Genomic DNA, 23,230 nt, shown 5'->3' with positions numbered 1-23,230 from the left:
GTCCTGGCGGATGAAAGCATGATGCGATGGACCGGATTGCGCTGATCTCCGACGTGCACGGGAACCTGACGGCGTTGGAGGCGGTCCTGGCGGACATCTCGGCGCGAGGGATCACCCGGATCTTCAACCTCGGCGACTACGTCGGCAAGGGTCCGCGCGGTCAGGCGGTGGTGGATCGGTGCCGCGAGGTCTGCGAGGTGAACCTCCTCGGGAACTGGGACGACCTCCTCCCCGATCCCGACCGCGTCGACGACCGCGAAGCGCTGAGGTGGTGGAAGAACGAACTGCGCGAGGACCAGTGGACCTGGCTGCGAGCGCTGCCGTTCTCCCACGACTTCCTGATGAGCGGCCGCCAGGTCCGCCTGTTCCACGCCTCCTCGAAGAGCGTTCACCACCGCATCTCGTTCGATCACGACGAACCGCAGCACCTGAGCTTCTTCGAGAACACGCCGGCCACCGGGGACGGGCCGGTGCCTTCAGTGGTCGGGTACGCCGACATCCACGACGCGTACTACGAGGAGGACCGCGGCCGCACCCTCTTCAACACCGGCTCGGTCGGCAACAACCTCGGCGACCCGACCCCGCTCTACGTGATCCTCGAAGGCTTCATCGACTCACCCGATCCTGCGCCGTTCTCGGTCCAGTTCGTCCGGGTCCCGTACGACGCCCACGCCGAGCTGGCTGTCGCCCGCGAGCTCGGAATGCCGGAACTGGACGGCTACGAGGCCGAAATCATCCACGGCATCTACCGGACCGACCTCTACAACAACACGGACTTCGGCTACCACCGCCGGCCCTGAAGCCGGCTATCCCCAGGTTTGTCCACAGCTGTGAATTCGGTGCTGCAAGCAACAATCTGCTGCCTGTTCACCTGATGGTCACTTGACCAACAATGCCTCGGACCCGACCGGCTTGTAGCCCGCGGCCAGGAAGGCTCGGAGGGAGGCGGCGTTGCCGGGGGTTATCTGGGCCCAGATCGAGCTGTTCGGCGGGATCAGGGCTCGGGCGGCGCGGGCCAGATGGCGGCCGAGGCCTTGATTGTGGTGGGCGTCGGGGAGTTCGATGGCGCATTCGATCCGGCCGGCCAGGCCGTGGCCGGTGATGACGAGTCCGCCATGCACGTCGCCGTACACATGCACGTCGGATCGGTACTCGAGCGCCCACTGGACGCGGGGGTGGTCGAGGTCCGTCAGGACGGTGAGGTCCTTGATGGCCGCGGCGCGTTTGGCCGGGTCGGTGATGGCGGGGGCGACGAGCATCGCGTCGTTCGAGCTGACGTGGCGGCCGGTCAGCTCGGCCAGGGCGGTGAGGAACGGCGGGTTCGTCGGTGCGGCCAGGTCGCCGGCCGGTAGCCGTTCGGCGACCCACGAAGGGCTGACATCGGCGGCGATGACGATGTGGCCGGTGAACGCGACCACGGCGGACTCGCGCTCCGACGGCGCCGGTACGACGCTGACGCCGAGGTCCGGGGCCGGGAAGACGCCGTTTTCGACGCCGCGCAGAATGTCAGCAAGAGTTGTCATCACGAGCATTGTCGCGGAGATCCCGTGTCACGCTCAGACGCCACGGAGGCAGCACGATGCGGAAACCGCAGCTGGTGAAGGCCGAGGGGTTGCCGGACCGGGTCACGATCTACGAGGTCGGGCCGCGGGACGGGTTGCAGAACGAGTCGGCGATCGTCGACGTCGCGGTCAAGGCCGAGTTCATCAACCGGCTGGTCGAGGCCGGGCTGACGACAGTCGAGACGACGAGTTTCGTGCACCCGAAGTGGGTCCCCCAGCTGGCCGACGCAGCCGAACTGCTTGAGCAGCTCGACCTGCCCTACGGCGTTCGTGCCCCGGTACTGGTCCCGAACGAGCGCGGCCTCGACCGGGCGCTGGCGGCCGGCGTACGTGAGATCGCGATCTTCGCCAGCGCGACCGAGACGTTCGCGGCGAAGAACCTCAACTCCACGCTCGACGACCAGTTCGCGATGTTCACCCCGACCGTCCAGCGGGCGCTGGCCGAAGGCTTGACGGTCCGCGGCTACGTCTCGATGTGCTACGGCGATCCGTGGGAGGGCGACGTACCGATCGACCAGGTGGTCAAGGTCGGCGCGCGTCTGGTCGATCTCGGCTGCCACGAGCTGTCTCTCGGCGACACGATCGGCGTCGCAACCCCCGGCCAGGTCACCGCGCTGATCACAGCGTTCGATCAGGCCGGCGTGGGTGTGGACAAGCTGGCGGTGCATTTCCACGACACCTACGGCCAGGCGCTCGCCAACACCCTCACTGCCTTCCGCGCGGGCGTGACCACGGTCGACAGCTCCGCCGGCGGTCTCGGCGGCTGCCCGTACGCCGAGAGCGCGACCGGCAACCTCGCCACCGAAGACCTCCTCTGGCAGCTCGACGGCCTGGGCATCCAGACCGGCGTCGACCTGGAGAAGCTGGTGACCACGAGCGCGTGGATGGCCAAGCAACTGGGCAAGCCGTCGCCCAGCCGCGTCGTACAGGCGCTCGCCGGCTGAAAACTGTCGGTGCCGCACCTCAGACTGGTGGGGTGAGTGCGCAGCGGGCTGAGCTCGGGGAGTTCTTGAAGGCGCGTCGGGCGCGGGTAGCTCCTGAGGATGTCGGGCTTCCCGGCGGCGGGCGCCGACGTACGCCTGGATTGCGGCGCGAGGAGTTGGCGCAGCTCGCCGGCGTAGGCGTGACTTGGTACACGTGGCTCGAGCAGGGCCGGCCGATCAACGCGAGCGGCCAGGTGCTCGACGCCGTCGCGACGACGCTCAAACTCAGCCCGGTCGAGCGCGAACACCTCTACCGCCTGGCCGAGGCGACCCCGATGCGGCTACCGCGTACGACGGATTGCGCCAGCGAGGCCGTGTTCGTCGAGATCGTGGAGGCGCTCGACCCGTTGCCCGCGGTGATCACCAACACCCGGTTCGACATCGTCCGGGCGAACCGTGCGTACAACGACCTGTTCCACGACTGGCACCAGCTGCCCTGCATCCACAAGAACGTGCTCTGGTGCATCATCACCGAGCCCGCCGCCCGCGCCCAGCTGCTCAACTACGACACCGAGGTCCCGTACATCGCCGGTCGCCTGCGCTCGGCGTACGCCGAACACATCGGCGACCCGGACTGGGAGACCGACCTCGAGCGACTGCAGGCGATCAGCCCCGAGTTCACGCAGCTCTGGTCGCGCCACGAGGTCGCTGCCTGTACGCCGCGACACCGCCGTGTCGTCAACCCCGCCGTCGGCGAACTGCAGTTCACCGTCACCGAGCTGGCCATCCCGGCCCACCCGGACCTCGTCCTCTTCGTCGAGACGCCGGCCGACGAGGACACCCGCGCCAAACTCCCGCTCACACGACGCGAGCGGGTCGACCAATCGGCCTAGCTCACGGCTCGATCGACGGCCGGATCCGGCGGATCAGGCTCTTGTCGGCAAACTGACCGACGCGGTACGTCGACCAGCCGTCCACGCCGGCGCCGACCGCGCCGCCGAGCAGCGGGATCCGGCGGGTGATCGTGAGCGCCATCTTCTTGCCGCTGATCCGTGCGATCAGCTCGGCGACGACCTCGTTGGAGACGTGCCGATCCAGCTCCGGGTCGAACACCGGGGCGGTCGCGATCGCGAGCGGCGACGTCGGCAGGCTCGACTTCTTCAGCCGGTCGGCGACACCCTCCTCGCCAAGCAGGCAGGTGATGACCGCGGTCCGGACCCGTGGATCGTCGAGGTCGTACCCGCGCAGGTGTGCGATCGCGGCCACCATCCGGGCCTGCACAATCGCGATGCCGGTCAGATTCGCGGGCAGCGAGACCGGGAGCGTGACGAGACCGCCGAGGCCGGTGGCGAAGCCCTGTACGCCGGCCAGCCGGATGTGCTGGTCGATCACAGCCTCGATGGCGACGTCCGTGCTGCCGCCGCATCGCTCGAGCTTGTTCTCCGCGACCCGCTCGGCGCCGGGGAACCGCTGGTACCCGTCGATCGCGATCTCGAGGATCTGGCGCAGCACACCACCCGCGGCCGCCGGCGCGAACCTCTGGGCGGCGGGCGCGAGACTACTGGCGACGAACCTGGCTACTCCGGCCACGGTGCTCCTTCCCGCCCGGCCCCACGGGGAGAACCCGGACGTGCTTCAACTGTACGTGGCTCCCCGATCCCCGCCACTCGGGAGAAACCCTTGGTGTCCCCTAGGTGAGACGTGCGCCAGGATGGTCTCGTGCCAGTTGAACCTATCCCGACCCAATGGGAGTTCCCGCCCGTGGGGGTCGCGGGGGCGAGCGACGTGGTTGCGGGCGGTGCGGACCTGGCGCCGGGCACCGTGCTGGCGGCGTACCGGCGGGGGTTGTTCCCGATGCCGGACCACCGCGGCTCGATCCTGTGGTGGTCGCCGGTCGACCGTGGTGTGATCGACATCGCGGGCTATCAACGGTCTCGCTCGTTGCGGCGGGCTCGGGCGAAGTTCGAGATCCGGGTGAACACGGCGTTCGACCAGGTCATCCGCGCGTGTGCGGATCCGCGCCGGCCCGGTTCGTGGATCGATCGCGACATCATCGCGTCGTACACCGAGCTGCATCGGCTCGGTTGGGTGCACTCGGTGGAGGCCTGGGACGGCGACGAGCTGGCCGGCGGGTTGTACGGCGTCGCGATCGGCGGGCTGTTCGCGGGTGAGTCGATGTTCCACCACAAGACCGACGGCTCGAAGGCGGCCGTCGCCGGGACGATCGAGCTGCTGGACGACGAGTACGCCGCCGACCGGGTCTTCGACATCCAATGGGTCACCGACCACCTCGCCACCCTCGGCGCGGTGTCGATCCCGCGAGAGACCTACGTACGCCGGGTCGCGCGCGCTATCGACGTACCGCTGCCGAAGGCGTTCATGTAAGTCCGACGAACGCGGCCATCTGGCGCGACGCCGACTCGAAGAACTCGTCGGCCGGGTCCATCGAGCCGACGAGCTGGCCGAACAGTTCGAAGCTGATCATGCCGAAGAGCTGCGTCCACACGATCACCGTCCGCACCAGCACCGCCGGCGGCACGTCCGGCGCCAACGCCACCAGCACCTCGGCCTGCTGCGCCAGCAAGCCTGAAGGTGACGGCGCGTCGGCCGGCGGCACCAGCCGGCCCGAGGCCTGAGCCCGCTGCAGCAGCCCGAGCAGTAGTAGCGGCACCCGGATCGCAGGCTCGACCGTGGTCTGTGGAGCCTTGTAGCCGCTGATCGGCGAGCCGTAGATCAGCGCGTACTCCTGTGGATGAGCGCGCGCCCAATCCCGGACGGCGCCGTAGATCGAAACCCATTCCGAGAGCAGGTCGTCACCGCCGGCAGCGGCCTCGGCGGCCGATCCGAGCGCGTCGTACGCGTCGATGATCAACGCGGTCAGCAGCTCGTCGCGGCTCGGGAAGTACCGGTACAGCGCCGACGAGACCATGCCGAGCTCGCGGGAGACCGCGCGCAGCGACAGCGCCTCCGCCCCGACGGTCGCGAGCTGCCGGCGTGCGGCGCCCTTGATCTCCTCGGTCAGCTCGGCCCGGGCACGTTCACGGGCAGTACGTCCGGCGTTCATGCAGCCAGTGTGCCACAGAATCGAGAGCAGTGCTCTTGACAGTGAGCAGCGATCTGATGTTCACTGATCACAACAGAGAGCACCGCTCTCGCAAAGCAGAAAGAGTTCACCGCCATGACTGAGTACAAGCAGACCTACGACAACAAGCGCGTCATCACCGCCTCCGAGGGCAGCATGCGGGTGTTCAACAAGATCGTCGCCCGGATGACGAAGCTGGGTCTGAGCCTGATGGGCAGCCGGGTGCTGTCGGTGCAGGGCCGCAAGTCCGGCGAGTGGCGCAGTACGCCGGTGAACCTGCTCGTCGTCGACGGCCAGCGCTACCTGGTCGCACCGCGCGGCCACACCCAGTGGGTGAAGAACCTGCGCGCCAGCGGCACCGGCCGCCTTCAGCTCGGCGGCAAGGTCGAGACGTTCCACGCCGAGGAGCTCGCCGACGCCGACAAGATCCCCGCGCTCCGGATGTACCTGAAGAAGTGGGCCTGGGAGGTCGGCACGTTCTTCAGCGGCGACGTCACCAAGAACTCCCCCGACGAGGTCCTCCACCACATCGCCCCCGGCGTCCCCGTCTTCAAGATCAGCTAGTGGTACGACGCGGCCTGGATCCGGTACAGCTCGGCGTACTGCCCGTCGAGGGCGATCAGCTCGTCGTGCGTACCGGTCTCGACCACCCGGGCGCCGTCGAGGACCACGATCTGATCGGCCATCCGCACCGTCGAGAACCGGTGCGAGACCAGGATCGTGATCCGGCCGTCCGCGCTGTCCTTGGCTGCCGCCGCGTACCGCTCGAAGAGCGCGTGCTCGGTCTCCGCGTCGAGCGCAGCGGTCGGCTCGTCGAGGACGAGCAGCAGCGGCCGGTCCCGCATGAAGCCGCGCGCCAGCGCCAGCTTCTGCCACTGACCGAAACTGATCTCCGCCCCGTCCGGCCAGGTAGAACCGAGCTGGGTGTCCAACCCCGACTCGAGCCGCTCCAGAACATCCTCAGCGCCGGCCCGTCCGACAGCAGTCGTCACAGCCGGTACGTCGTCCAGCCGCGGCAGATCACCTAGTCCGACGCTGTGCGCCGCGCGGAACTCGAACCGGAAGAAGTCCTGGAACGCGCCCGCGATCTTCTCCCGCCAGGCCTCGGTCGATATCCGGTCCAGCGGCTGATCGTCGAGCAGCACGTGTCCATCGGTCGGCTCGTACAGCTTGCAGATGAGTTTCACCAGCGTGGACTTGCCCGCACCGTTCTCACCCACGACCGCAATCACCTTGCCTGCGGGCAGTTTCAGGTTGACGTCCTCCAACGCCGGCCGCTCGGATCCGGCGTACGTGAACGAGACGTGGTCCAATCGGATGCCATCCGTGAGATGTGACGGCACGGGGAGGTCGCCCGCCGAGTTGAACGAGGCCGCGTAGTTCTCCAGCCACACCAGCCGCCGCGACCCGTCCAGCCAGATCCCGCGCAGGAAGCCGATCTCGCCGACCGTCGCTCCGATGTACGACGACAACCGTGCGCCGGCCGCGAGGATCAGCAACACGTTGCCCACCGAGCCGTGCAGCCCGGTCGCGACGAAGAACACCGCCCCGACGTACGCCGCGCCGAAGATCGCCCAGGCAACGGCGTGCCACGCGGCACTGACCCAACGCGCGGAAGCGATCGGCCCGTACCACTGCTCCCACTCGCGGCGACGATTCTCCACCAGGTCACGCCCGATGCCGATGACCCGAACCTCCTTGCCCGGCGCGGGTGTCGTCGCGGTCTTGAACAGGTGATCGGCCAGACGGCTGTGAGTGGCGTACCGCTCCTCGACCTGACGCTCGACGCCGGGTCGCCAGCTCGAGCTGACGACCGTCGGCAGCGCGAACACGAGCAGGAGCGCGAGGACCGGACTGATCGACATCAGCAGGACGACCGTCACGCCGAGGCGCAGGATCCAGCCACAGGTCGAGAACAGCGACATGTACATGTGGTCGAGCACGAACACCTGCTTGCGCAGTACCGACAAGCGGTCGAGGTAGTCGCGGCGTTCGTGATGCTCGACTGTGGCGACGGACGCCTGCAATCGCGCGACGTGCGCTTCGAGCATGATCGTCACGCGGTCGCGGAAGCGCCTGGAGATCCGGGTCGACAGCGTCCGCAGCAACCACGTCGCCGTCACCGACACCGCGAGGCCGGTCGCGGCGAGCAGGGTCGCGCGCCGGTCGTCGGCCAGTACGCCGTCGGCGAGGATCTTGAGCCACAACGCGAGTAGGGCATCGGGGAGTGCGGCCAGCAGCGTCATCAGGAAAGCGGCGACCAGCAGCCAGGGCTCGTGCTGGTAGCCCAGCTTGCAGAGCCGCCACATCGCGGCGAGGGCCTTCGGCTCGTCGACTTCAGAGCGTGTCATAGCTGAGCCCTTCCTCGTCGACCTCAGCCGTGAAGCGCTTGGCCTGCAACTCGAACATCGTCCGGTACCGCCCGCCGAGCAGCATCAGCTCGTCGTGGCTGCCGAGCTCGACGACCCGGCCGTGCTCGAGGACGCAGATCCGGTCGGCATGCCGGACCGTCGAGAACCGGTGCGAGATGAGGATCGTGGTGACGTCGCGGGTCGCGGTCAGGATCCGGTCGAAGATCGCCGCCTCGCCGCGAACGTCCAGCTGGGCCGTCGGTTCGTCGAGCAGCACCAGACCGGCGCCCTGCCGTACTGCGCACAGCGCCCGCGCCAACGCGACCCGCTGCCATTGGCCGCCGGACAGATCGGTGCCGTCGCCGTACCCCGTGGCCAGCCGGGTATCCAGGTCGGCCAGGTCGTCGGCGCCGGCGTCGACAAGCGCGGCTCGGATGTCCGCCTCGGGAGCGCCGCCGGGCGCGACGTTGTCCCGCAGCGGCAGCTCGAGCTTCAGAAAATCCTGGAAGACTGCGGCGACCCGGGTGCGCCAGGCGTCGACGTCGAGGTCGCGCAGGTCGCTTCCGTCCACGCGGATGGTCCCGGAATCAGGGTCGTACAACCTGCAGAGCAGCTTGGCCAGCGTGGTCTTCCCCGCGCCGTTCTGCCCGACGACGGCCAGCGACGACCCGGCCGGGATGGTCAGATCCAGCCCGTCGAAGACCGGCCGATCCGCATGTGGATAACGGAAGCTCAGCCCTCGGAGATCGAGCTCGACCGCGCCCCGCGGAACTGTCAGGCTCCCCGGGGTCAGCGCACCGGCCGGAGCCATCGCAGGCTCGAGACGGTGTACGGCGGCAACCGGCGCGGCAGCTCCGTCGAGCGCCCAGTTGAGTCCGCCGAACGCGATCATGCCGACGCCGATCGCGACCTGGGCGAACACGACCAGCCGGTCGAGCTCCAGCCGGCCGCCGATGGCCGCCGCGCCGAGCGCCCAGAAGACGACACCGTTGGCGACGGCGATGATCAGCAAGCTCCAGATCATTGGCCGCTCCCGCAATCGGGTTGCGGCGTACTGCAACTCGAACAGCCGGCGGCGCCGATCGGTGAAGCGCTGCACGGTCCAGTCCGCGAGGCCGAACAGCCGCAGCTCCTTCGCCGGATCCGGCTCGACCGCCAGCTGGTACGCGTAGTTGGCATGCCGCTGCGCCGATCGGACCTCGGCCGTGTTCCGGTCCTTCCAGACCCCGCTCTCGCGCAGCAACCAGTGCGTCGACGCCCACGCCGCAACGAGCAGCAACGGCGCCCACCAGCTGAATCCGAACAACACCACCGCGGAGGCGATCCCGCCGACCAGCTCGACCAGACTGCCCGCGACGAAGTCGACATTCAGATACATCGGCGGCCCGGTCTGCCCGTGATCGAACTCCCGCGCGACCGTCAGGTCCTCACTCAGACCCGGGTCCTCGAGGTGACCGATCCCCGGCGGCCCGACACAAGCCTCCGCCAGCCTGTCATTCAGGTACGCCGACACGCGGCTGCCGAGGTTGGCGCTGACCGCCTGATGCACCGGCGTCAGCACCTGCAGCAGGATGAACGTCACGCCCATCAAACTCAACGGCCCCGCCAACGCATCCCCATGCTGCACCGCCCCAATCACCAACCCCATGGCGATCGCAAACACCGCAGGCAAAGCGCCCCGCGCCAACAGCAACCCCCACCAGGCCAAGGCCAGCTTCGGATCAGCGCGCGGCAGGACACCGAAGAACTCCCACTCAGGTCGCCGACGCAGCCGCTTCACCATCCCCTCACCATGCCACCGCCCGCCGACGAATTCTTGAACGTTTGCCGGATGGCACTATGGCTGGATGATCACTCCGGAGCAGCTGAACGCGGCGCCCAAGGTCCTCCTGCACGACCATCTTGACGGGGGCCTGAGGCCAGAGACGGTGCTGGAGCTGGCGGCCGAGATCGGGCATCCGTTGCCGCGGACCGATGCGCCGGCGCTGGGGGCGTGGTTCGTCGAGTCGGCGGACTCGGGGTCGTTGGAGCGGTATCTGGAGACGTTCGACCACACGGTCGCCGTGATGCAGACGGCCGAGGCGATCACGCGGGTGGCGAGCGAGTGTGTGCAGGACCTTGCGGCCGACGGCGTGGTGTACGCCGAGGTCCGCTACGCGCCCGAGCAGCATCTGACCCGAGGGCTGACGCTCGAGCAGGTCGTGGATGCGGTCCGGGAAGGGTTCGAGCACGGTACGGCGGTTGCGGAGCGGCCGATCGTCGCGCGGCAGCTGCTGACCGCGATGCGGCACAAGGCGCGGTCGATGGAGATCGCCGAGCTCGCGGTCAGGTACCGGGACGCCGGCGTGGTCGGGTTCGACATCGCCGGCGCCGAGGCCGGTTACCCTCCCACCCGGCACCTGGACGCGTTCGAGTACCTGCAGCGCGAGAACGCGCACTTCACCATCCACGCCGGCGAGGCGTTCGGTCTCCCCTCGATCTGGCAGGCGATCCAGTGGTGCGGTGCCGACCGGCTCGGTCACGGCGTACGCATCATCGACGACATCACGTACGACGAGGCAGGCGAGAAGGCCGAGCTCGGGCTGCTCGCGGCGTACGTCCGCGACCGCCGGATCCCGCTGGAGATGTGCCCGAGCTCGAACCTGCAGACCGGCGCGGCCGCGTCGATCGCCGAACACCCGATCGGCCTGCTCGCCAAGCTGCGTTTCCGGGTCACGGTCAACACCGACAACCGCCTGATGAGCGGTACGTCGATGAGCCGCGAGCTCGCCCTGCTCGCCGAGGCGTTCGGCTACGACCTCGCCGACCTCCGCTGGTTCGCGATCAACGCGATGAAGTCCGCCTTCATCCCGTTCGACGAACGCCTCGCGCTGATCGACAACGTGATCAAGCCTTGGTACGCCTCGAACTGAAGGAAGGAGGGTGAGGAGAGGTTCGGTACGCCTCACACTGACCGTTGGTAGGTCCTGAAGGCCCGCGTCGACAGCCAGCCGACTACCAAGGTGAAAGCCAGTAGGTAAGCGCCATGCCGCCACACCGACGACCAGTCCGGGTTGGCGGCCAGGGACTCGCGGGCGGCGATCGTGGCCCAGTCGACCGGGTTGTAGCGGGCCGCGACGTTGACCCAGTGCGGTGCCACCGAAGGGTCGATCATGATCGACGACATGAAGGTCAGCGGCAGCGAGACGAACTGCGAGATCCCGATCAGCGCCTCCTGCTGCCGGGTCAGCAACGCGACCGCGTTCGACAGCGACCCGAAGGCCGTCCCGATCAGCATCGACGCGACGATCGTGATCAGGTAGCCGCCGACGCCACCGTCGTACCGCGCTCCCGCGGCGAAGCCGATCGCGAACACCAGGATCGTCTGGATCAAGGTGGTCGACGCGTTGCTGAGCAGCTGCCCCGCCATCAGCCCGCCGCGGCTCACCGGTGACGCCAGCAGCCGGTCCATCACGCCGCGTTCCATGTCCTGGATGAACGCCGTACCGCTCCAGCCGCTGGTCATCAACGCGGTCATCATCACGATCCCCGGCGTCAGGAACGCGATGTACGACGAGTCGCCGAAGCCCGGGATGCGTACGACGCCCTGGAACAACTGCCCGAACAGCAGCAACCAGATCGCCGGCTGGATCAACGTGAACGCGATCAACGCCGGCTGCCGGTACGACGCCCGCGTCCACCGACCGAACACCAGAGCCGTATGTGTCGACATCACGCCGCCTCCTCGGCAACCCGGAACGAACGACCGGTGTGCTGCAGGTACACGTCGTCCAGCGAAGGACGCGACACCGTGACCGCCACCACCGGAATCGCCTTGTCCTCAAGGACTCCCAGTACGGCGGGAACCGCGGTCGCCCCACGATCCACCCGCGCGCGCAGAGTGTTGCCCTCGACAACAATCTCGCCGACACCGGGCAACTGTTTCAGCAACGTGCCCACAGAACCATCAGTATCCGGATCCACCAGCTCGACCTGCACCGAGTCACCCCGCAACGCCGACTTCAACGCCTCAGGGGTGCCCTCGGCAACTATCTTGCCGTGGTCGACGATCGCGAGCTGACCGGCCAGCCGGTCGGCTTCCTCCAGGTAGTGCGTGGTGAGCAGCACGGTCAGACCTTCCTGACCGGACAACCGGAGTACTTCGTTCCACAGGTCGGCACGCGCCTCCGGGTCCAGACCGGTGGTCGGCTCATCGAGGAACAGCACGCGAGGCTGGTGGACGAGACCGAGCGCGACATCCAGCTTGCGCTGCATGCCACCCGAGTACGTCTTCACCGGTCGGCTTCCGTGCTCAGCGAGGCCGAATCGCTCCAGCAGTTCAGCGGCCCGGCGAGCGGCGTCCTGCCGGGACAGTCCGAAGATTCGTCCGCTCAGCACCAGGTTCTCGAGACCGGTCGCCATCGGGTCCGAGCTGGACTTCTGCGGTACGTACCCGATCGAGCGCCGGACGCGATCCTGGTCGCGGACGACGTCGTACCCGGCGACCCGCGCCGTACCCGAGTCTGCCCGGGACAGCGTGGTGAGGATCTTGACCGTGGTGGACTTGCCGGCGCCGTTCGGACCGAGCAGGCCGAGGACGACGCCCTCCGGGACGCTGACGGTCAGACCGTCGAGTGCGCGCAGGGGTGGTTTCTTCCGGCCGGCCGGGTACGTCTTGACCAGGTCGACCGCTTCGAGGGCATGCGTAGCCATCAGGTGACTCCCTTGTGAGCTGGGAGCCGGTCCGGGCTGGCTATCCTGATGGATGCGCCTTGGGTGCCAGGTCTTCGGACCGACTCGAGGAACCGCGGCCCTTGACCCTGGTGTTGCCGCACCGTCGGGTCGAGGGCCGCATCTTTATTGGGCTTCCGGCGGGACCGCCTTCATCCAGGCGAACTCCTGACCGAAGTACTTGACCGGATCCTTCAACTGCTCGGCCGGACTGATGCCGTCCTCCAGGAAGTGCTTCCACGCCTGGCGCCAGAACACCCCGCCGCCGAGCTTGTCGGTGCGGATCTCCTCCGCGAGTTGGTGAACGTACGCCGACTCCGCCTTCAGCAGCGCCAGCCGGAACTCCGACTCGACCCAGAAGATCCGCGGGAAGTCCATCGTCGTCATGTGCTCGTGCAGCGCCGTGGTTTCCTCGATCTCCGCATCGACCGCCGCGAGCCGCTGCTCGAGCAGCTCGACGGCACGGTCCGGCGGCAGACCGGGGAGATACGCGAGGCCGGCCTCCAACGGGTGGAACTCGCGCAACGGTGTGCCGACCAGCTCGGTCAGCCAGTCGTTGAACTCGGCCTGACCGGCCTCGGTGATCTGGTACACGGTCCGCTCCGGCCGGTTGCCCTCCCGGACCGTCTCCAGCGCCTCGATGAAGCCGTGCTTCTCCAGCGCCGACACGACCGAGTAGAGCGAGCCGTAGTTGACCTTGATGCTCTGGTCCTTGCCGCGGGCCCTGAGCATCGTGGAGATCTCGTACGGGTGCATCGGCCGCTCGTTCAGACTCCCGAGCACGGCGAACGCCAGCGGATTGCCGACCTTGCGCCTGGCCATGCGGCCTCCTCGATCTCGATTACTCGAAATCGAGTATTAGGTCACGAGTATCCGATGTCAAGTATTGAGCCAGGCGAACGCCCGGGCGCCGATCCCGCGGACCCGGAGCGCGGCGAGAGCGCGGTACGCCGGCTCCTCGACGTACTTCGTCAGTAGCCAGGCCAGCGCGATCACACCGATCACGGCGCCGGCGATCTGGGTCGGCCGGCCCGCCCCGAGCTCCATCAGTCGGTACGCGATCAGGTAGCCGACCACCTGGTTGAGCAGGTACAGCCCGAAGGAGATCCGGGCCAGGAACTGGATCGGCCGCTGGAATCTGGTGAAAGCAGTCCAGTCCGGCCCCCGCGCGGCGAGCGCGACAAACCCCAGCAGCAATCCGATACCCAGCGACGACGGCAGGTCCGCCGTGTGCGCGTGCTGGGCGAAGACGGTCGCGACGAGCAGCGCGCCGAGATGCAGTACGCCGATCCGCCTCTGCGACCAGAGCCAGATCGCGATGCCGATCGCGAACAGTTGCAGTCGATGCAGGCCGAGGCCGTTCCACGTCTGCTGGACCCAGAGCGGGCTGTGGCCGATCCGGTCGTTCCACTGCAGAATCACCGGCGCGATGATCATGATCCACAACAGCGTGGTGATCCGCGGCCCCAGTCCACGCGGCCAGAGCAGGGCGGCCGCGCCGAACGCCATCAGCTGGAGCGGCAGCGTCCAGTACGAGCCGTCGATGAGCTGGATGCTCGAGTCGAACGAGGCTGCCAGCGTCAGGTTGCCCCACAGATCGCGCCGCGTCGGCAGGATCCAGTTGCTCGGCCCGAACAGCACCACCACCGTGTAGGTGAACAGCACGGCGACCAGGTACGGCGGGAGCACCCGGCAGACCCGGCGCCACAGCCACCGTGACGTGGAGCCCTTCCGGATCGTCACGCAGACGAAGTACGCGCTGATCACCAGCAGGATGCTCGCGCCGACCTGGAACGGGTACCGACCGAGCGGTGCACCGAGCTCAGGATGCAGGAACGGGCCTTGATACGTGACGTGCGTGAAAATCACCGCGAGCACCGCCACGACGCGAACCACGTCCCAGCTCAACCTGCGTGCGGTCCTGCCCGGGGGGCGGTCCGGCGTCGACAAACTCACTCCAGTTACACATCGCTGACCGTTACCCCCCTGTGACCTTAGCCAGACCAGGGGGTGTCAACGCAAATCGACCGAGCAGTCAGCTGGCGGTCTGGAAGGTACGGCGGTAGTCCTGGGGCGGGACGCCGACGACCCTGCGGAAGTGGTGTCGCAGGAGGGCCGCTGTGCCGAAGCCTGACTCGGAGGCGATCTGCTCGATGCCCATCCGGGTCTGCTCCAGCAGGGTGCGGGCGCGCAGGACACGCTGGGTGGTGACCCACTTCAACGGCGTCGTCCCGGTCTCGGCGACGAAGCGGCGGGCGAAGGTGCGCTCGGACATCTGGGCGCGCCGGGCCAACGCCGGCACGGTGTGATCGATGCTGATGTTGTCGACCATCCAGTCGAGCACCGGCTGCAGGCTCTCCCCGGACGACTCGGGCACCGGCACCTCGACGTACTGCCGCTGGCCGCCGTCGCGCTGCGGCGGGACGACCATCCGGCGGGCGATCCGGGTCGCGACCGCGCTGCCGAGCTCGCGCCGGACCAGGTGCAGGCAGGCGTCGATGCCGGCCGCCGTACCGGCGCTGGTGATGATGTTGCCGTCGTCGACGAACAGCACGTCCGGGTCCAGCTTCGCGGTCGGGAACTGCTCGGTGAACTTCTTCGCGTACCGCCAGTGGGTGGTGCAGGCCCGGCCGTCGAGCAGGCCGGCGGTGCCGAGCACGAACGCGCCCGAGCACACCGTCAGCAGGATCGCGCCCCGCGCCTCGGCCCGGCGGAGCGCGTCGAGGACCCGCTCGTCGTACTCGTGCCGCCAGGTGGTCGCCGGGATGCCGATCAGGTCCGCGTCCTCGAGCTCCTCCAGCCCGTACGGCGCGATCACCTGCGAGTGCGTGCTCGTCTCCATCGGTACGCCGGGCGTGGTTGAACACACCTTGAAGTCGAACGGCGGCACCCCGTCGTCAGTGCGGTCGAGCCCGAAGACCTCCGCGAGTACGCCGAACTCGAACAGCGCGACGTCCTCCATGAGCACGACGGCGACTTTTTGCAGCATGCCGCCAGTATGGCAGGAATTTGTCGGAGTATGTCAATAGTGCCACTGGTGGCAGGATCTGAGTGGTAGCATGATTACTGCCATGACCGGATACGTAGTTTTCGCAGTACTCGTGCTGGCTGTCATCGCAGCGCTGGAGATCAGCAACAGGCGCCACTCGACCGGTCCGGCGGCCGGCCCGAAGGGCTCCTGGGTCGCCGACGACCGCGACACGGCCCGAACCAAGCTCGACCTGCTCGCGCTCGGCGCAGCGGCCAAGCCCTTTGCCCACAAGCCCGCATCGACCACCGGGACCGTGCACTCGATCCGCACCGCCCGGCTGCACCACGGCCGTCACGCGGCCTGATCGATTCTTCGCCAGCTGGGGGCGGTCGCGTTCGTGACCGCCCGCAGTGCTCCTTCGACGGGGCCGTAGCGGAAGTTGCTGAGCCACAGGTGGCTCAGGATCAGTTGCAGGACGAAGATCCCGACCGCGAAGCCGACCGTCTCCAGTGGCGACACCTGGCCCACCAGGCCGAAGCCGACGCCGGTGAAGAGCAGCAGGGTCGCCACAGATTGCCCCAGGTAGTTCGACAGGGCCATTCGGCCGGCCGGGGCCAGCAGACGGCGGATGTCCTCGCCGCGGTCGGTGTGCATGAACCGCAGCAGCGAGGCGGCGTACGCGGCCGACAGGAACGGCGCGGTGAGCACGCTGATCAGTACGGCGCGGGTGTTGGCGTTGCCGCCGAGCGACGCGTAGTACACGCCACCGGTGATGCCGACGGTGAAGCCGATCAGCTGGATGAGTCGCAGTACCGCCTCGTTGCCGTTGAGGTTCTTGAGCAGGCGGCGTCGTCCGACCACCATGCCGACGAGGAACGCGGCCAGGGTGGTCGGGCCTTGCACGGTCAGCAGTGACAGCCCGTACGTCGGCAGGGCGCGGACGTGCTCGCCGATGACGTCGCTGAACGAGCCGGCGAGGTTCGCGGTGGTCTGCTGCGCGGCGGCGACTGCGGTGGTCGGGTCGAGGATCGCTGACGTGTCGAGGAACATCGAGGCGATGCTCAGTGTGACGAAGAGATACGCGTAGATGGCTCCCGCGACGATGAGCGCCGTACGGTCCTTGACTCGACGCATGCCCAGCAGGACAAGGCCGATGATCGCGTAGACGCTGAGGATGTCGCCGGTGATCAGGAAGACTCCGTGCAGCACGCCGATCACGAACAGCCCACCCAGCCGCCGCAGCATCCGCGGCCTGAACGCCGCGCCCACCCGCTGCGCCGCCTCCACCTGCAACTGGAAGCTGTACCCGAACAGGAACGAGAACAGCAGGTAGAACTTCATGTCCACAAAGGCAGACGAGAGCCACCGCACCACTTCGTCGAGCCAGGAGCCGTACGCCGGATCCTCCGCGACATGAATCGGGAACCCAGAAGCAGCAAAGGTGATGTTCACAACCAAGATGCCCAACAGGGCGAAACCACGCAACGCGTCAATATCCTGAATACGCGCCCGATCCAGTACCTGGCTCATACCCTCCAGCACACAGCACAGCACCCCCACGCGCACTCACGCTGAATCCTCTTCGGGGGTGGAGTTACCTCTACCCCCGACGAGCACGACAGGGCGCCGGGGCGGGCAAACCGGCTATTGAGCGCGGCGCTGCTGGACCTTCTGGAATGCTTGCTTGATCTTCTGCTGGTTCTCTGGCTTGCTCAGCTCGCGCTGGGCGACCTGGACCAGTTTGGCGACCACGGCGCCCTTCACCAATGTCTTAACGAACCCCATCAGGGCCTCCCTACTCTGTTGTCCACGACGTTACCGTCCGCCACAACCCCCATCCATGGGTGATCCGCCGGAACTGTCCCTGGCGTCAGGCACACTAGGAGCGTGCCTGAGTTGCCGGAGGTGGAGTCGCTCGCCACGTTTCTGCGGGAACGTGCGGTCGGGCATGCGTTCGTGCGGGCGGACATCACGGCGATCAGTGCGCTGAAGACGTACGACCCGCCGGTGTCCGCCATGGTCGGGCTGTTGATCGACGACGTTCAGCGGCACGGCAAGTTCCTGGACATCTCCGCGCAGGGCGTGCACCTGGTGATCCACCTGGCCCGCGCCGGCTGGCTGCGGTGGAAAGAGGAGCAGAACACCGGGCTGGTCCGGCCGGGCAAGGGGCCGATCGCGCTCCGCACGGTGTTGGACGACGGCTCAGGGTTCGACCTGACCGAGGCCGGGACCCAGAAGAAGCTCGCGGTGTACGTCGTCCGCGACGTCAACGAGGTCCCCGGGATCGCGCGGCTCGGGCCGGATCCGTTCACGCTGTCGCTCGAGGACTTCAGCGACATCCTCAAGCGCCAGGGCCGGGTCCAGCTGAAGGGTGTCCTGCGGAGCCAGTCGGTGATCGCCGGTATCGGCAACGCGTACTCCGACGAGATCCTGCACGTCGCGAAGATGAGCCCGTTCAAACCCGCGTCGAACCTGTCCGAGGACGAGCTCAAGACGCTGTACGAGGCGATGCGCGAGACCCTCCAGGACGCGGTCAACCGCTCGGCGGGTCTCGCCGTACAGGACCTGAAGTCGGAGAAGAAGTCCGGCCTGCGCGTCCACGGCCGCAAGGGCGAGAAGTGCCCGATCTGCGGCGACATCGTCCGCGAGGTCAGCTTCGCCGACTCCTCCCTCCAGTACTGCGCGACCTGCCAGACCGGCGGCAAGCCCCTCGCCGACCGAAGGCTCTCTAAGCTCCTCAAGTAGTAGGTTCCCGCCCATGCGGAAGATCTACGTGGCAGCACCCACATCCTTGCCCTGGGCATGCTTTTCTTCCTGATCGTGCTGGTGCTGGAGAAGCAGTTCACGCTGACGGCGGGCACGATGACCGTGTTCGGCCGCCAGGCCGGGGCCGCGCTGGACGGCGTCTCCGGACTGGGGCACATCGTCATCACTCTCGGGCTGATCTTCTTCTTCGTGAATCTTGGCAAGCGGCTGCCTGCCAAGGAGAAGGCGGAAGCGGTCAGGTCGTCATAGCGTCGAACATCGTCTTCACGTCGGGTGTGTTCGGGGTCGACAGGAGGGTCGGGGTGCCGCTCGTTGTCCGGCGTGAAGTCACCGCGAAGACGTAGCCGAGGTTCGTGTCGATGCGGTCCTTGAGCCAGGGGCCGCCGCTGGCGCCGCCGTTCATCGAGCAGGTCAGGGCCGCGTCCGAGCCCCAGGCGTACGTGTCGCCGTCGCAGTAGTACGGCACCTCGCCGTTGTACGGCGGTTCGGCCGGCCAGCCCCAGATCCGGGTGCCCGGCTGGTTCTGGCTGTTACCCCAGACCAGGCCGTTTCCGCCGACCGTGTCGATCAGGTTGGCGCCGTTGCGCTGCTGGAGCGTGACGAACGCCTGGTCGTGGGTGAAGTCGCTGCTGTTGATCCACGAGTTGAACGTGCGCGCCTGGCTCCAGTTCCACAGGCCGTACCCGGACTCGCCGTTGTAGTACGCCGGCGCGAACACGATGTTCGAGTGCCACGCACCGCCGGCGCCGCTGTGTACGCAGTGGCCGGCGGTGATGATCAGGTTCTTGTAGTTGTTGTTGATCGTCGACGCCGAGCAGACGTAGTTCAGCCCGTTGTCGGTGAAGAAGAGCTTGCCCGCCGTACTCGGTACGGCGTCGTTGGTGAGCTTGTGGCCTTTCGGTGCGACCGGGGTGGACGCGATACCACTCGACGTGGAAGTCCCTTGTTTTGAAGGGATTCCGGCCGGAAGGTCGGCGGGGATGGCGTTCCGCAGTTTCTCGGCGGTCCAGTAGCCGGTCGCATCGATCGCACCGGCCGGCGCCTTGGACGGCAGCGCCGGAGCACGGACAGCCGTCGTCGGTGCGATGACTTCAGAGGTGGCCGCGGCCGGAGCGACGGCGGTGCCGGTGACGAGCAGGATTCCGGCGGTGAGCAGGCGGACAGTATTTCTGCGCATGCGCGTGACTCCTCGATCGGGGCGGTAGATCGATTCATTGCCAGTACAGGGGAAGCGCTCTCAGGATGCAAGTGGTCACAGAGTGACGACGTACGGTGAGGAGGCCGAGCGGCGGCCCGCCTCCAACCGGACCCGCATCTCGTGCTTGCCGGTGGGACCAGCGACACGGGTCGCCCAGCCGACGGAGCGGCCCGGCTCGAGACCGTCGAAGGTCCAGACCTGTTCGGTCGCGGTCCACCCCGCCGGCAACGGGAGCTCGACCTCGCCACGCGCCACGGTCCGACCGAAGTTCGTCACGACCACGGTGACCTCGTCGCGGCCCGGGTGGATCGACGCCAGCACCGTGCCGACCTGCGCGACGAGCACCCGCCGTACGCCGATCGGGATCGCCAGCGGTACGACCCGAAGCGCAGGCATCGGGAACGGGCCGATCGTGGTCCGGGTGAGTTGCTGCCCGGTCACGCCGTACCGCCGGCCGGCCAGGCGGATGTGGTGCTGGCTGTCCGGCTCGACCATGCCGACGAACCGTACGGCGACATCCATCGCGCGACGGGCGACGAGGTGGGCCGTCGTACCGGTCGGGGTGAGGTCCCAGACGCCGTCCGCGTTCGCGGTGACCGTGTCCTGCGGGACGATCCGCAGCTTGCCCTGCAACGCGACGCGGACGACAGGTGACTCACCCGAGTCGGGTAGCCGGACGACCAGGTCGTCACCGTCCTGACGCCAGGTCAGCGCTCGACCGGTGTGGTCCTCGACGACATGCAGCGGCGTGGTGGCAAGACCAGGGAGGCGTACTTCGTGGTCCGGCGGCCGGCGGGCGATCCGGAGCAGCAGCAGTTCACGACTCCGCAGGATTGCCTCACCCCAGGGTTGCGGCTCGAACTCTCCCGGGATCCCCTGAATCAGCGCCACCGCAGCCTCCTTCGAGCCACGGTCCGAAATCCGCCGCCGCCTGTCAATCCCATATCCGGACTCCGGGCAACCGCCTTCCGGAACCGGACAGGTGCCGGGCCCGCGGGTCTGACATGCTTGGGGCATGTTCCGGAACCAGGAGATCCCCTCGGTCGTCGTGGCCGAGCTCGACGACGACCTGCTCGCGGAGGCGTTCGTGCTCGACGTGCGTGAGCCGGACGAGTGGGATCGCGGGCACATCGACGGCGCCGTACACATCCCGCTCGGCCAGCTGCAGGATCGCGTCGGCGAGGTGCCGCTCGACCAGAAGGTGCTGTGCGTCTGCGCCGTCGGCGGCCGTTCCAGCATGGCCACCCAGTTCCTGAACCAGCTCGGCCGCGAGGCGATCAACCTCGACGGCGGCATGCACGCCTGGCAGACCTCCGGCCGCCCGGTCAGCACCAACTGACTTCAGCTGCGACGACCGACTCCGGCCCGCCAGGCACGTCGGCGGTCGCCGCCGCCGGGCATCGTCGCCTCGACCAGCCAACCGCCGGCGACCGGTCCCGCGACCAGCTGACCGCCCAACTCCTGCACGCGTTCCCGTAGGCCGGCCAGCCCGCGCCCCGTGCCGGACAGCAGCGGTCGCCGCTGGACCGCATCGCCGTTCTCCACCCGAACGGTGAGATCCCGCCCGGCGCCGTTCACGACAACCCGAACGGCAGCACCCGGTGCGTACCGCAGTGCGTTCGTCAGGCTCTCCTGCACCACCCGGAACGCCGCATGCGCGACCGGCGCCGACACCCCGTCGCGCGAGCCCTCGAACCGGCACGACACGTCCAGCCCGCTCCGCGCCGCCCGCGTGACGATCTCCTCGATCAGCGACAGATCCGGTCCACCGACCTCCACCCCACCTAGCAGCTCGACCAGCCGCCGCAGGTCCTCGTGCCCTTGCCGCGCCGACTCCGCCAGCCCGGCGAACACCTCCGACGTACCGACCGGATCCCGATCCACCAGTCGCTGCCCGGCCGCCGCCTGGATCACCATCACGCTGATCGCATGCCCGACGATGTCGTGCAGCTCCGACGCGATCCGCGCCCGCTCATGCCGTACGGCGAGCTCCGCGAACAGCTCGCGCTCCTCCTCCAGCTCACGCCCACGCCGCGCAAGCGCCTCGGCCGCCTCGCGGTGCAACCGCAGTACGGTCCCGGCCAGGAAACTCGGCACGCTGAACATCACCAACGGAACCTCGATGTCCCCGCCGAGGACGAACCAAAGCACGGCCAGGTACGCCGCCAGCACGCCCGCGACCACCCACGACGCCCGCCCGGACCAGCCGAGCGCGGCGACCAGCGTGAGCAACGCAAGGATCGCGAACGCGGTATCCGGGAACCAGCCGTAGGCATTGAGCGCGACCGGCACCAGCATCAGCGCACCGCCGAGGATGGCGACCAGCCGCGGATGGGTCCGCCACCACATCAGCGTGAGCCCGCTGGCCATGAGTACCGCGGTGAACACGTTCCCGCCGACCGACGTGGGCCAGCCGTGGATCGCAGTCGGTACGGCGATGACCGCGATGACCAGCACCACGATCCCCACCTGTTCGAGCCTGCGTCCGGTGTTCATGTCGCTCAACCGACCACCGGCAGCTGGGCGACTGCGCCCGCCCGCCCCTTGGTGACCTTCACGTCGACCGAACCACCCAGCAGCTTCGCGCGCTCCTTGGCGCGGGCAATCGCCGCCTTCAGATCGGCCGCCTCGCCCACCTGCCCGTTCACGCGGATCTCGAGCGCATCGGCCTCGAACCGCACCGACACCACGATCGGCGCATCGGCCTGATCGGCCAGCGCGGTCACGAGATGCTCGACGATCCGGTACGCCGAAAGCTCAACAGTGGCAGGCAATGCGCGCGGATCGCCCGTGACGACCAACTGCGAATGCGCTGTACGGAGTCGCGCGAGCAACGTGTCGAGATGAGCCACCGTCGGCGTCGGCGCGAACGCGACATCATCTCCGCGCAGCAGCCCGACGATCTCCCGCATGTCGTCCAGCGTCTGCCGGCTACCCGACTCGATCGACTCCAGTACCGCCCTCGCCTCCGCGGGCGGCAACCCGTCCGCGGACTCGGCCGCCGTCGTCAGGTCGGCGAGCCGCTCCTGCAGCAACCCGTCGAGCTGCCGCGAGAGTCGCGCCCGGTCGTCCGCGACATCTAGCGCCGCTCGTTCGTCGCGCAGCTGCCGCAGTTCGGCTTCGCGATCCGCGAGCTCCCGGTTCAGCGCCGTACGACGACGAGCCGCCAGCCCGACGCCGAACACGATGCACACGATCGGCAGCGCCAGGATGATCGCGCCCGGGCCGGTCGTCGCGTCGATCACCAGCACGAACACGGTCAGTACGACGCTGAGCCCGCACACGATCCACGCCGTCGTCCGCTTGCTCGCCTGTGCCCCGAGGAACGCGATCACGAACGCGAGTGGGAGACCCGCGCCGCAGCGGGTCACCCAGCCGAACAACAGGACGTGCGCGGCCATCGCCAGCACGGAGACCGTGGCGACGGCGAGGATGCCTCGCCGCCACCACAGCACCGGAGTCGTCGCCGCCGCGAACACCGGAATCATCCAGAACGAGTGCGAGCTCTGGGCGTGCACCATCGATCCCTCCGCGATGGCGTTGCGCACCTGGGCGTCGGTCGTCTGGGTGTTCTCCAGCATCAGCAGGACGCCGAGCAGGGTGAGACCACCCGCGATCCCCCAATCGCGGAGCTTGATCCCGGTGAAGACCATGGCCCGCTCCCTAC

General features: G+C 68.1%; 26 protein-coding genes. 10 read left to right on the top strand and 16 right to left on the bottom strand.

Annotated features, from left to right (window positions below):
* Window positions 1–26 precede the first annotated feature (26 nt).
* Window positions 27–800 (top strand): metallophosphoesterase family protein, encoded by a 774-nt coding sequence (locus FDA38_RS20810; protein WP_137255774.1) that lies wholly within the window; start codon window positions 27–29, stop codon window positions 798–800.
* A gap of 78 nt (window positions 801–878) precedes the next feature.
* Here FDA38_RS20810 and FDA38_RS20805 read toward each other — a convergent pair whose 3' ends face one another.
* Window positions 879–1,523: a GNAT family N-acetyltransferase gene (locus FDA38_RS20805; protein ID WP_137255773.1), complete on the bottom strand. Its 645-nt coding sequence runs from the start codon at window positions 1,521–1,523 to the stop codon at window positions 879–881.
* Between the two features lie 56 nt (window positions 1,524–1,579).
* Between FDA38_RS20805 and FDA38_RS20800 the strand changes: the two genes are divergently transcribed.
* Together FDA38_RS20800 and FDA38_RS20795 are read left to right on the top strand one after the other, a co-directional pair.
* On the top strand, window positions 1,580–2,506 hold the full coding sequence (locus FDA38_RS20800; protein ID WP_137255772.1) for a hydroxymethylglutaryl-CoA lyase: 927 nt from the start codon (window positions 1,580–1,582) through the stop codon (window positions 2,504–2,506).
* 32 nt (window positions 2,507–2,538) lie between these two features.
* The gene (locus tag FDA38_RS20795; protein ID WP_137255771.1) at window positions 2,539–3,378 is read left to right on the top strand and encodes a helix-turn-helix transcriptional regulator; all 840 of its coding nucleotides are present in this window, start codon (window positions 2,539–2,541) and stop codon (window positions 3,376–3,378) included.
* Window position 3,379: 1 nt separating this feature from the next.
* Here the strand turns inward: FDA38_RS20795 and FDA38_RS20790 are convergent, their stop codons facing one another.
* Entirely contained in the window at window positions 3,380–4,075 is a 696-nt protein-coding gene (locus FDA38_RS20790) for an EcsC family protein (RefSeq protein ID WP_137255770.1), read from the bottom strand.
* Window positions 4,076–4,204: 129 nt separating this feature from the next.
* On the opposite strand from FDA38_RS20790, the gene aat reads away from it, so the two are divergent.
* The gene (gene aat, locus FDA38_RS20785; protein WP_137255769.1) at window positions 4,205–4,870 is read left to right on the top strand and encodes a leucyl/phenylalanyl-tRNA--protein transferase; all 666 of its coding nucleotides are present in this window, start codon (window positions 4,205–4,207) and stop codon (window positions 4,868–4,870) included.
* Here the strand turns inward: aat and FDA38_RS20780 are convergent.
* A complete protein-coding gene (locus tag FDA38_RS20780) occupies window positions 4,863–5,549 on the bottom strand; it encodes a TetR/AcrR family transcriptional regulator (RefSeq protein WP_137255768.1) in 687 nt (228 codons plus the stop codon). The genes aat and FDA38_RS20780 overlap by 8 nt on opposite strands.
* A gap of 114 nt (window positions 5,550–5,663) precedes the next feature.
* Here FDA38_RS20780 and FDA38_RS20775 point away from each other — a divergent pair, with 114 nt between their 5' ends.
* The gene (locus FDA38_RS20775; protein WP_137255767.1) at window positions 5,664–6,131 is read left to right on the top strand and encodes a nitroreductase family deazaflavin-dependent oxidoreductase; all 468 of its coding nucleotides are present in this window, start codon (window positions 5,664–5,666) and stop codon (window positions 6,129–6,131) included.
* On the opposite strand, the gene FDA38_RS20770 is transcribed toward FDA38_RS20775, so the two are convergent.
* Complete coding sequence (locus tag FDA38_RS20770) at window positions 6,128–7,918, bottom strand: ABC transporter ATP-binding protein (RefSeq protein ID WP_137255766.1); 1,791 nt, start codon at window positions 7,916–7,918, stop codon at window positions 6,128–6,130. The two genes, FDA38_RS20775 and FDA38_RS20770, sit on opposite strands and share 4 nt — an antisense overlap.
* Window positions 7,905–9,701 (bottom strand): ABC transporter ATP-binding protein, encoded by a 1,797-nt coding sequence (locus tag FDA38_RS20765; protein WP_137255765.1) that lies wholly within the window; start codon window positions 9,699–9,701, stop codon window positions 7,905–7,907. Before FDA38_RS20765 ends, FDA38_RS20770 begins: the two co-directional genes overlap by 14 nt.
* Window positions 9,702–9,765: 64 nt before the next feature.
* Here FDA38_RS20765 and FDA38_RS20760 point away from each other — a divergent pair, with 64 nt between their 5' ends.
* Window positions 9,766–10,830, top strand: coding sequence for an adenosine deaminase (locus FDA38_RS20760; protein ID WP_137255764.1), 1,065 nt, complete (start codon window positions 9,766–9,768; stop codon window positions 10,828–10,830).
* Between the two features lie 32 nt (window positions 10,831–10,862).
* On the opposite strand, the gene FDA38_RS20755 is transcribed toward FDA38_RS20760, so the two are convergent.
* From FDA38_RS20755 to FDA38_RS20735, 5 genes are all read right to left on the bottom strand, one after another.
* The gene (locus FDA38_RS20755) at window positions 10,863–11,630 is read right to left on the bottom strand and encodes an ABC transporter permease (protein ID WP_137255763.1); all 768 of its coding nucleotides are present in this window, start codon (window positions 11,628–11,630) and stop codon (window positions 10,863–10,865) included.
* On the bottom strand, window positions 11,630–12,610 hold the full coding sequence (locus FDA38_RS20750) for an ATP-binding cassette domain-containing protein (protein WP_137255762.1): 981 nt from the start codon (window positions 12,608–12,610) through the stop codon (window positions 11,630–11,632). Before FDA38_RS20750 ends, FDA38_RS20755 begins: the two co-directional genes overlap by 1 nt.
* Before the next feature lie 144 nt (window positions 12,611–12,754).
* On the bottom strand, window positions 12,755–13,450 hold the full coding sequence (locus FDA38_RS20745; RefSeq protein WP_137255761.1) for a PadR family transcriptional regulator: 696 nt from the start codon (window positions 13,448–13,450) through the stop codon (window positions 12,755–12,757).
* A gap of 57 nt (window positions 13,451–13,507) precedes the next feature.
* Window positions 13,508–14,524 (bottom strand): acyltransferase family protein, encoded by a 1,017-nt coding sequence (locus FDA38_RS20740; RefSeq protein WP_170989817.1) that lies wholly within the window; start codon window positions 14,522–14,524, stop codon window positions 13,508–13,510.
* Window positions 14,525–14,663: 139 nt separating this feature from the next.
* A complete protein-coding gene (locus tag FDA38_RS20735) occupies window positions 14,664–15,617 on the bottom strand; it encodes a helix-turn-helix domain-containing protein (RefSeq protein ID WP_137255759.1) in 954 nt (317 codons plus the stop codon).
* An 82-nt stretch (window positions 15,618–15,699) separates the two neighbouring features.
* On the opposite strand from FDA38_RS20735, the gene FDA38_RS20730 reads away from it, so the two are divergent.
* Complete coding sequence (locus FDA38_RS20730; protein WP_137255758.1) at window positions 15,700–15,963, top strand: hypothetical protein; 264 nt, start codon at window positions 15,700–15,702, stop codon at window positions 15,961–15,963.
* On the opposite strand, the gene FDA38_RS20725 is transcribed toward FDA38_RS20730, so the two are convergent.
* A complete protein-coding gene (locus FDA38_RS20725; protein ID WP_137255757.1) occupies window positions 15,951–17,129 on the bottom strand; it encodes a DUF418 domain-containing protein in 1,179 nt (392 codons plus the stop codon). The two genes, FDA38_RS20730 and FDA38_RS20725, sit on opposite strands and share 13 nt — an antisense overlap.
* Before the next feature lie 114 nt (window positions 17,130–17,243).
* On the bottom strand, window positions 17,244–17,384 hold the full coding sequence (locus FDA38_RS42290) for a hypothetical protein (RefSeq protein WP_170989816.1): 141 nt from the start codon (window positions 17,382–17,384) through the stop codon (window positions 17,244–17,246).
* Between the two features lie 102 nt (window positions 17,385–17,486).
* On the opposite strand from FDA38_RS42290, the gene FDA38_RS20720 reads away from it, so the two are divergent.
* Both FDA38_RS20720 and FDA38_RS20715 read left to right on the top strand, forming a co-directional pair.
* Window positions 17,487–18,344, top strand: coding sequence for a DNA-formamidopyrimidine glycosylase family protein (locus tag FDA38_RS20720; protein WP_137255756.1), 858 nt, complete (start codon window positions 17,487–17,489; stop codon window positions 18,342–18,344).
* Between the two features lie 57 nt (window positions 18,345–18,401).
* Complete coding sequence (locus FDA38_RS20715) at window positions 18,402–18,614, top strand: DUF2871 family protein (protein WP_137255755.1); 213 nt, start codon at window positions 18,402–18,404, stop codon at window positions 18,612–18,614.
* On the opposite strand, the gene FDA38_RS20710 is transcribed toward FDA38_RS20715, so the two are convergent.
* Window positions 18,601–19,542: a trypsin-like serine peptidase gene (locus tag FDA38_RS20710; protein WP_137255754.1), complete on the bottom strand. Its 942-nt coding sequence runs from the start codon at window positions 19,540–19,542 to the stop codon at window positions 18,601–18,603. The two genes, FDA38_RS20715 and FDA38_RS20710, sit on opposite strands and share 14 nt — an antisense overlap.
* 75 nt (window positions 19,543–19,617) lie before the next feature.
* Window positions 19,618–20,454, bottom strand: coding sequence for a hypothetical protein (locus tag FDA38_RS20705; RefSeq protein ID WP_137255753.1), 837 nt, complete (start codon window positions 20,452–20,454; stop codon window positions 19,618–19,620).
* Between the two features lie 124 nt (window positions 20,455–20,578).
* On the opposite strand from FDA38_RS20705, the gene FDA38_RS20700 reads away from it, so the two are divergent.
* Complete coding sequence (locus tag FDA38_RS20700; protein ID WP_137255752.1) at window positions 20,579–20,902, top strand: rhodanese-like domain-containing protein; 324 nt, start codon at window positions 20,579–20,581, stop codon at window positions 20,900–20,902.
* A 2-nt stretch (window positions 20,903–20,904) separates the two neighbouring features.
* Here the strand turns inward: FDA38_RS20700 and FDA38_RS20695 are convergent, their stop codons facing one another.
* Both FDA38_RS20695 and FDA38_RS20690 read right to left on the bottom strand, forming a co-directional pair.
* The gene (locus FDA38_RS20695) at window positions 20,905–22,059 is read right to left on the bottom strand and encodes a sensor histidine kinase (protein WP_137255751.1); all 1,155 of its coding nucleotides are present in this window, start codon (window positions 22,057–22,059) and stop codon (window positions 20,905–20,907) included.
* A gap of 5 nt (window positions 22,060–22,064) precedes the next feature.
* Window positions 22,065–23,216 carry a sensor histidine kinase gene (locus FDA38_RS20690; RefSeq protein WP_137255750.1) on the bottom strand — a complete coding sequence of 384 codons (1,152 nt, stop codon included), beginning with the start codon at window positions 23,214–23,216 and terminating at the stop codon, window positions 22,065–22,067.
* Window positions 23,217–23,230 lie beyond the last annotated feature (14 nt).

Source organism: Kribbella jiaozuonensis, assembly GCF_005233875.1.
Taxonomy (GTDB): domain Bacteria; phylum Actinomycetota; class Actinomycetes; order Propionibacteriales; family Kribbellaceae; genus Kribbella; species Kribbella jiaozuonensis.
The sequence above is the reverse complement of the archived record's forward strand: the minus strand, read 5'-3'. Positions and strand labels throughout refer to the sequence as shown.

Bases quoted from the DNA above. Each gene is read 5' to 3' on its own strand.
- FDA38_RS20810 (WP_137255774.1), top strand. From the start codon at position 27: ATGGACCGGATTGCGCTGATCTCCGACGTGCACGGGAACCTGACGGCG.
- FDA38_RS20805 (WP_137255773.1), bottom strand. From the start codon at position 1,523: ATGACAACTCTTGCTGACATTCTGCGCGGCGTCGAAAACGGCGTCTTC.
- FDA38_RS20800 (WP_137255772.1), top strand. From the start codon at position 1,580: ATGCGGAAACCGCAGCTGGTGAAGGCCGAGGGGTTGCCGGACCGGGTC.
- FDA38_RS20780 (WP_137255768.1), bottom strand. From the start codon at position 5,549: ATGAACGCCGGACGTACTGCCCGTGAACGTGCCCGGGCCGAGCTGACC.
- FDA38_RS20775 (WP_137255767.1), top strand. From the start codon at position 5,664: ATGACTGAGTACAAGCAGACCTACGACAACAAGCGCGTCATCACCGCC.
- FDA38_RS20770 (WP_137255766.1), bottom strand. From the start codon at position 7,918: ATGACACGCTCTGAAGTCGACGAGCCGAAGGCCCTCGCCGCGATGTGG.
- FDA38_RS20765 (WP_137255765.1), bottom strand. From the start codon at position 9,701: ATGGTGAAGCGGCTGCGTCGGCGACCTGAGTGGGAGTTCTTCGGTGTC.
- FDA38_RS20760 (WP_137255764.1), top strand. From the start codon at position 9,766: ATGATCACTCCGGAGCAGCTGAACGCGGCGCCCAAGGTCCTCCTGCAC.
- FDA38_RS20755 (WP_137255763.1), bottom strand. From the start codon at position 11,630: ATGTCGACACATACGGCTCTGGTGTTCGGTCGGTGGACGCGGGCGTCG.
- FDA38_RS20750 (WP_137255762.1), bottom strand. From the start codon at position 12,610: ATGGCTACGCATGCCCTCGAAGCGGTCGACCTGGTCAAGACGTACCCG.
- FDA38_RS20745 (WP_137255761.1), bottom strand. From the start codon at position 13,450: ATGGCCAGGCGCAAGGTCGGCAATCCGCTGGCGTTCGCCGTGCTCGGG.
- FDA38_RS20735 (WP_137255759.1), bottom strand. From the start codon at position 15,617: ATGCTGCAAAAAGTCGCCGTCGTGCTCATGGAGGACGTCGCGCTGTTC.
- FDA38_RS20730 (WP_137255758.1), top strand. From the start codon at position 15,700: ATGACCGGATACGTAGTTTTCGCAGTACTCGTGCTGGCTGTCATCGCA.
- FDA38_RS20725 (WP_137255757.1), bottom strand. From the start codon at position 17,129: ATGAGCCAGGTACTGGATCGGGCGCGTATTCAGGATATTGACGCGTTG.
- FDA38_RS42290 (WP_170989816.1), bottom strand. From the start codon at position 17,384: ATGGGGTTCGTTAAGACATTGGTGAAGGGCGCCGTGGTCGCCAAACTG.
- FDA38_RS20715 (WP_137255755.1), top strand. From the start codon at position 18,402: ATGCTTTTCTTCCTGATCGTGCTGGTGCTGGAGAAGCAGTTCACGCTG.
- FDA38_RS20710 (WP_137255754.1), bottom strand. From the start codon at position 19,542: ATGCGCAGAAATACTGTCCGCCTGCTCACCGCCGGAATCCTGCTCGTC.
- FDA38_RS20700 (WP_137255752.1), top strand. From the start codon at position 20,579: ATGTTCCGGAACCAGGAGATCCCCTCGGTCGTCGTGGCCGAGCTCGAC.
- FDA38_RS20695 (WP_137255751.1), bottom strand. From the start codon at position 22,059: ATGAACACCGGACGCAGGCTCGAACAGGTGGGGATCGTGGTGCTGGTC.
- FDA38_RS20690 (WP_137255750.1), bottom strand. From the start codon at position 23,216: ATGGTCTTCACCGGGATCAAGCTCCGCGATTGGGGGATCGCGGGTGGT.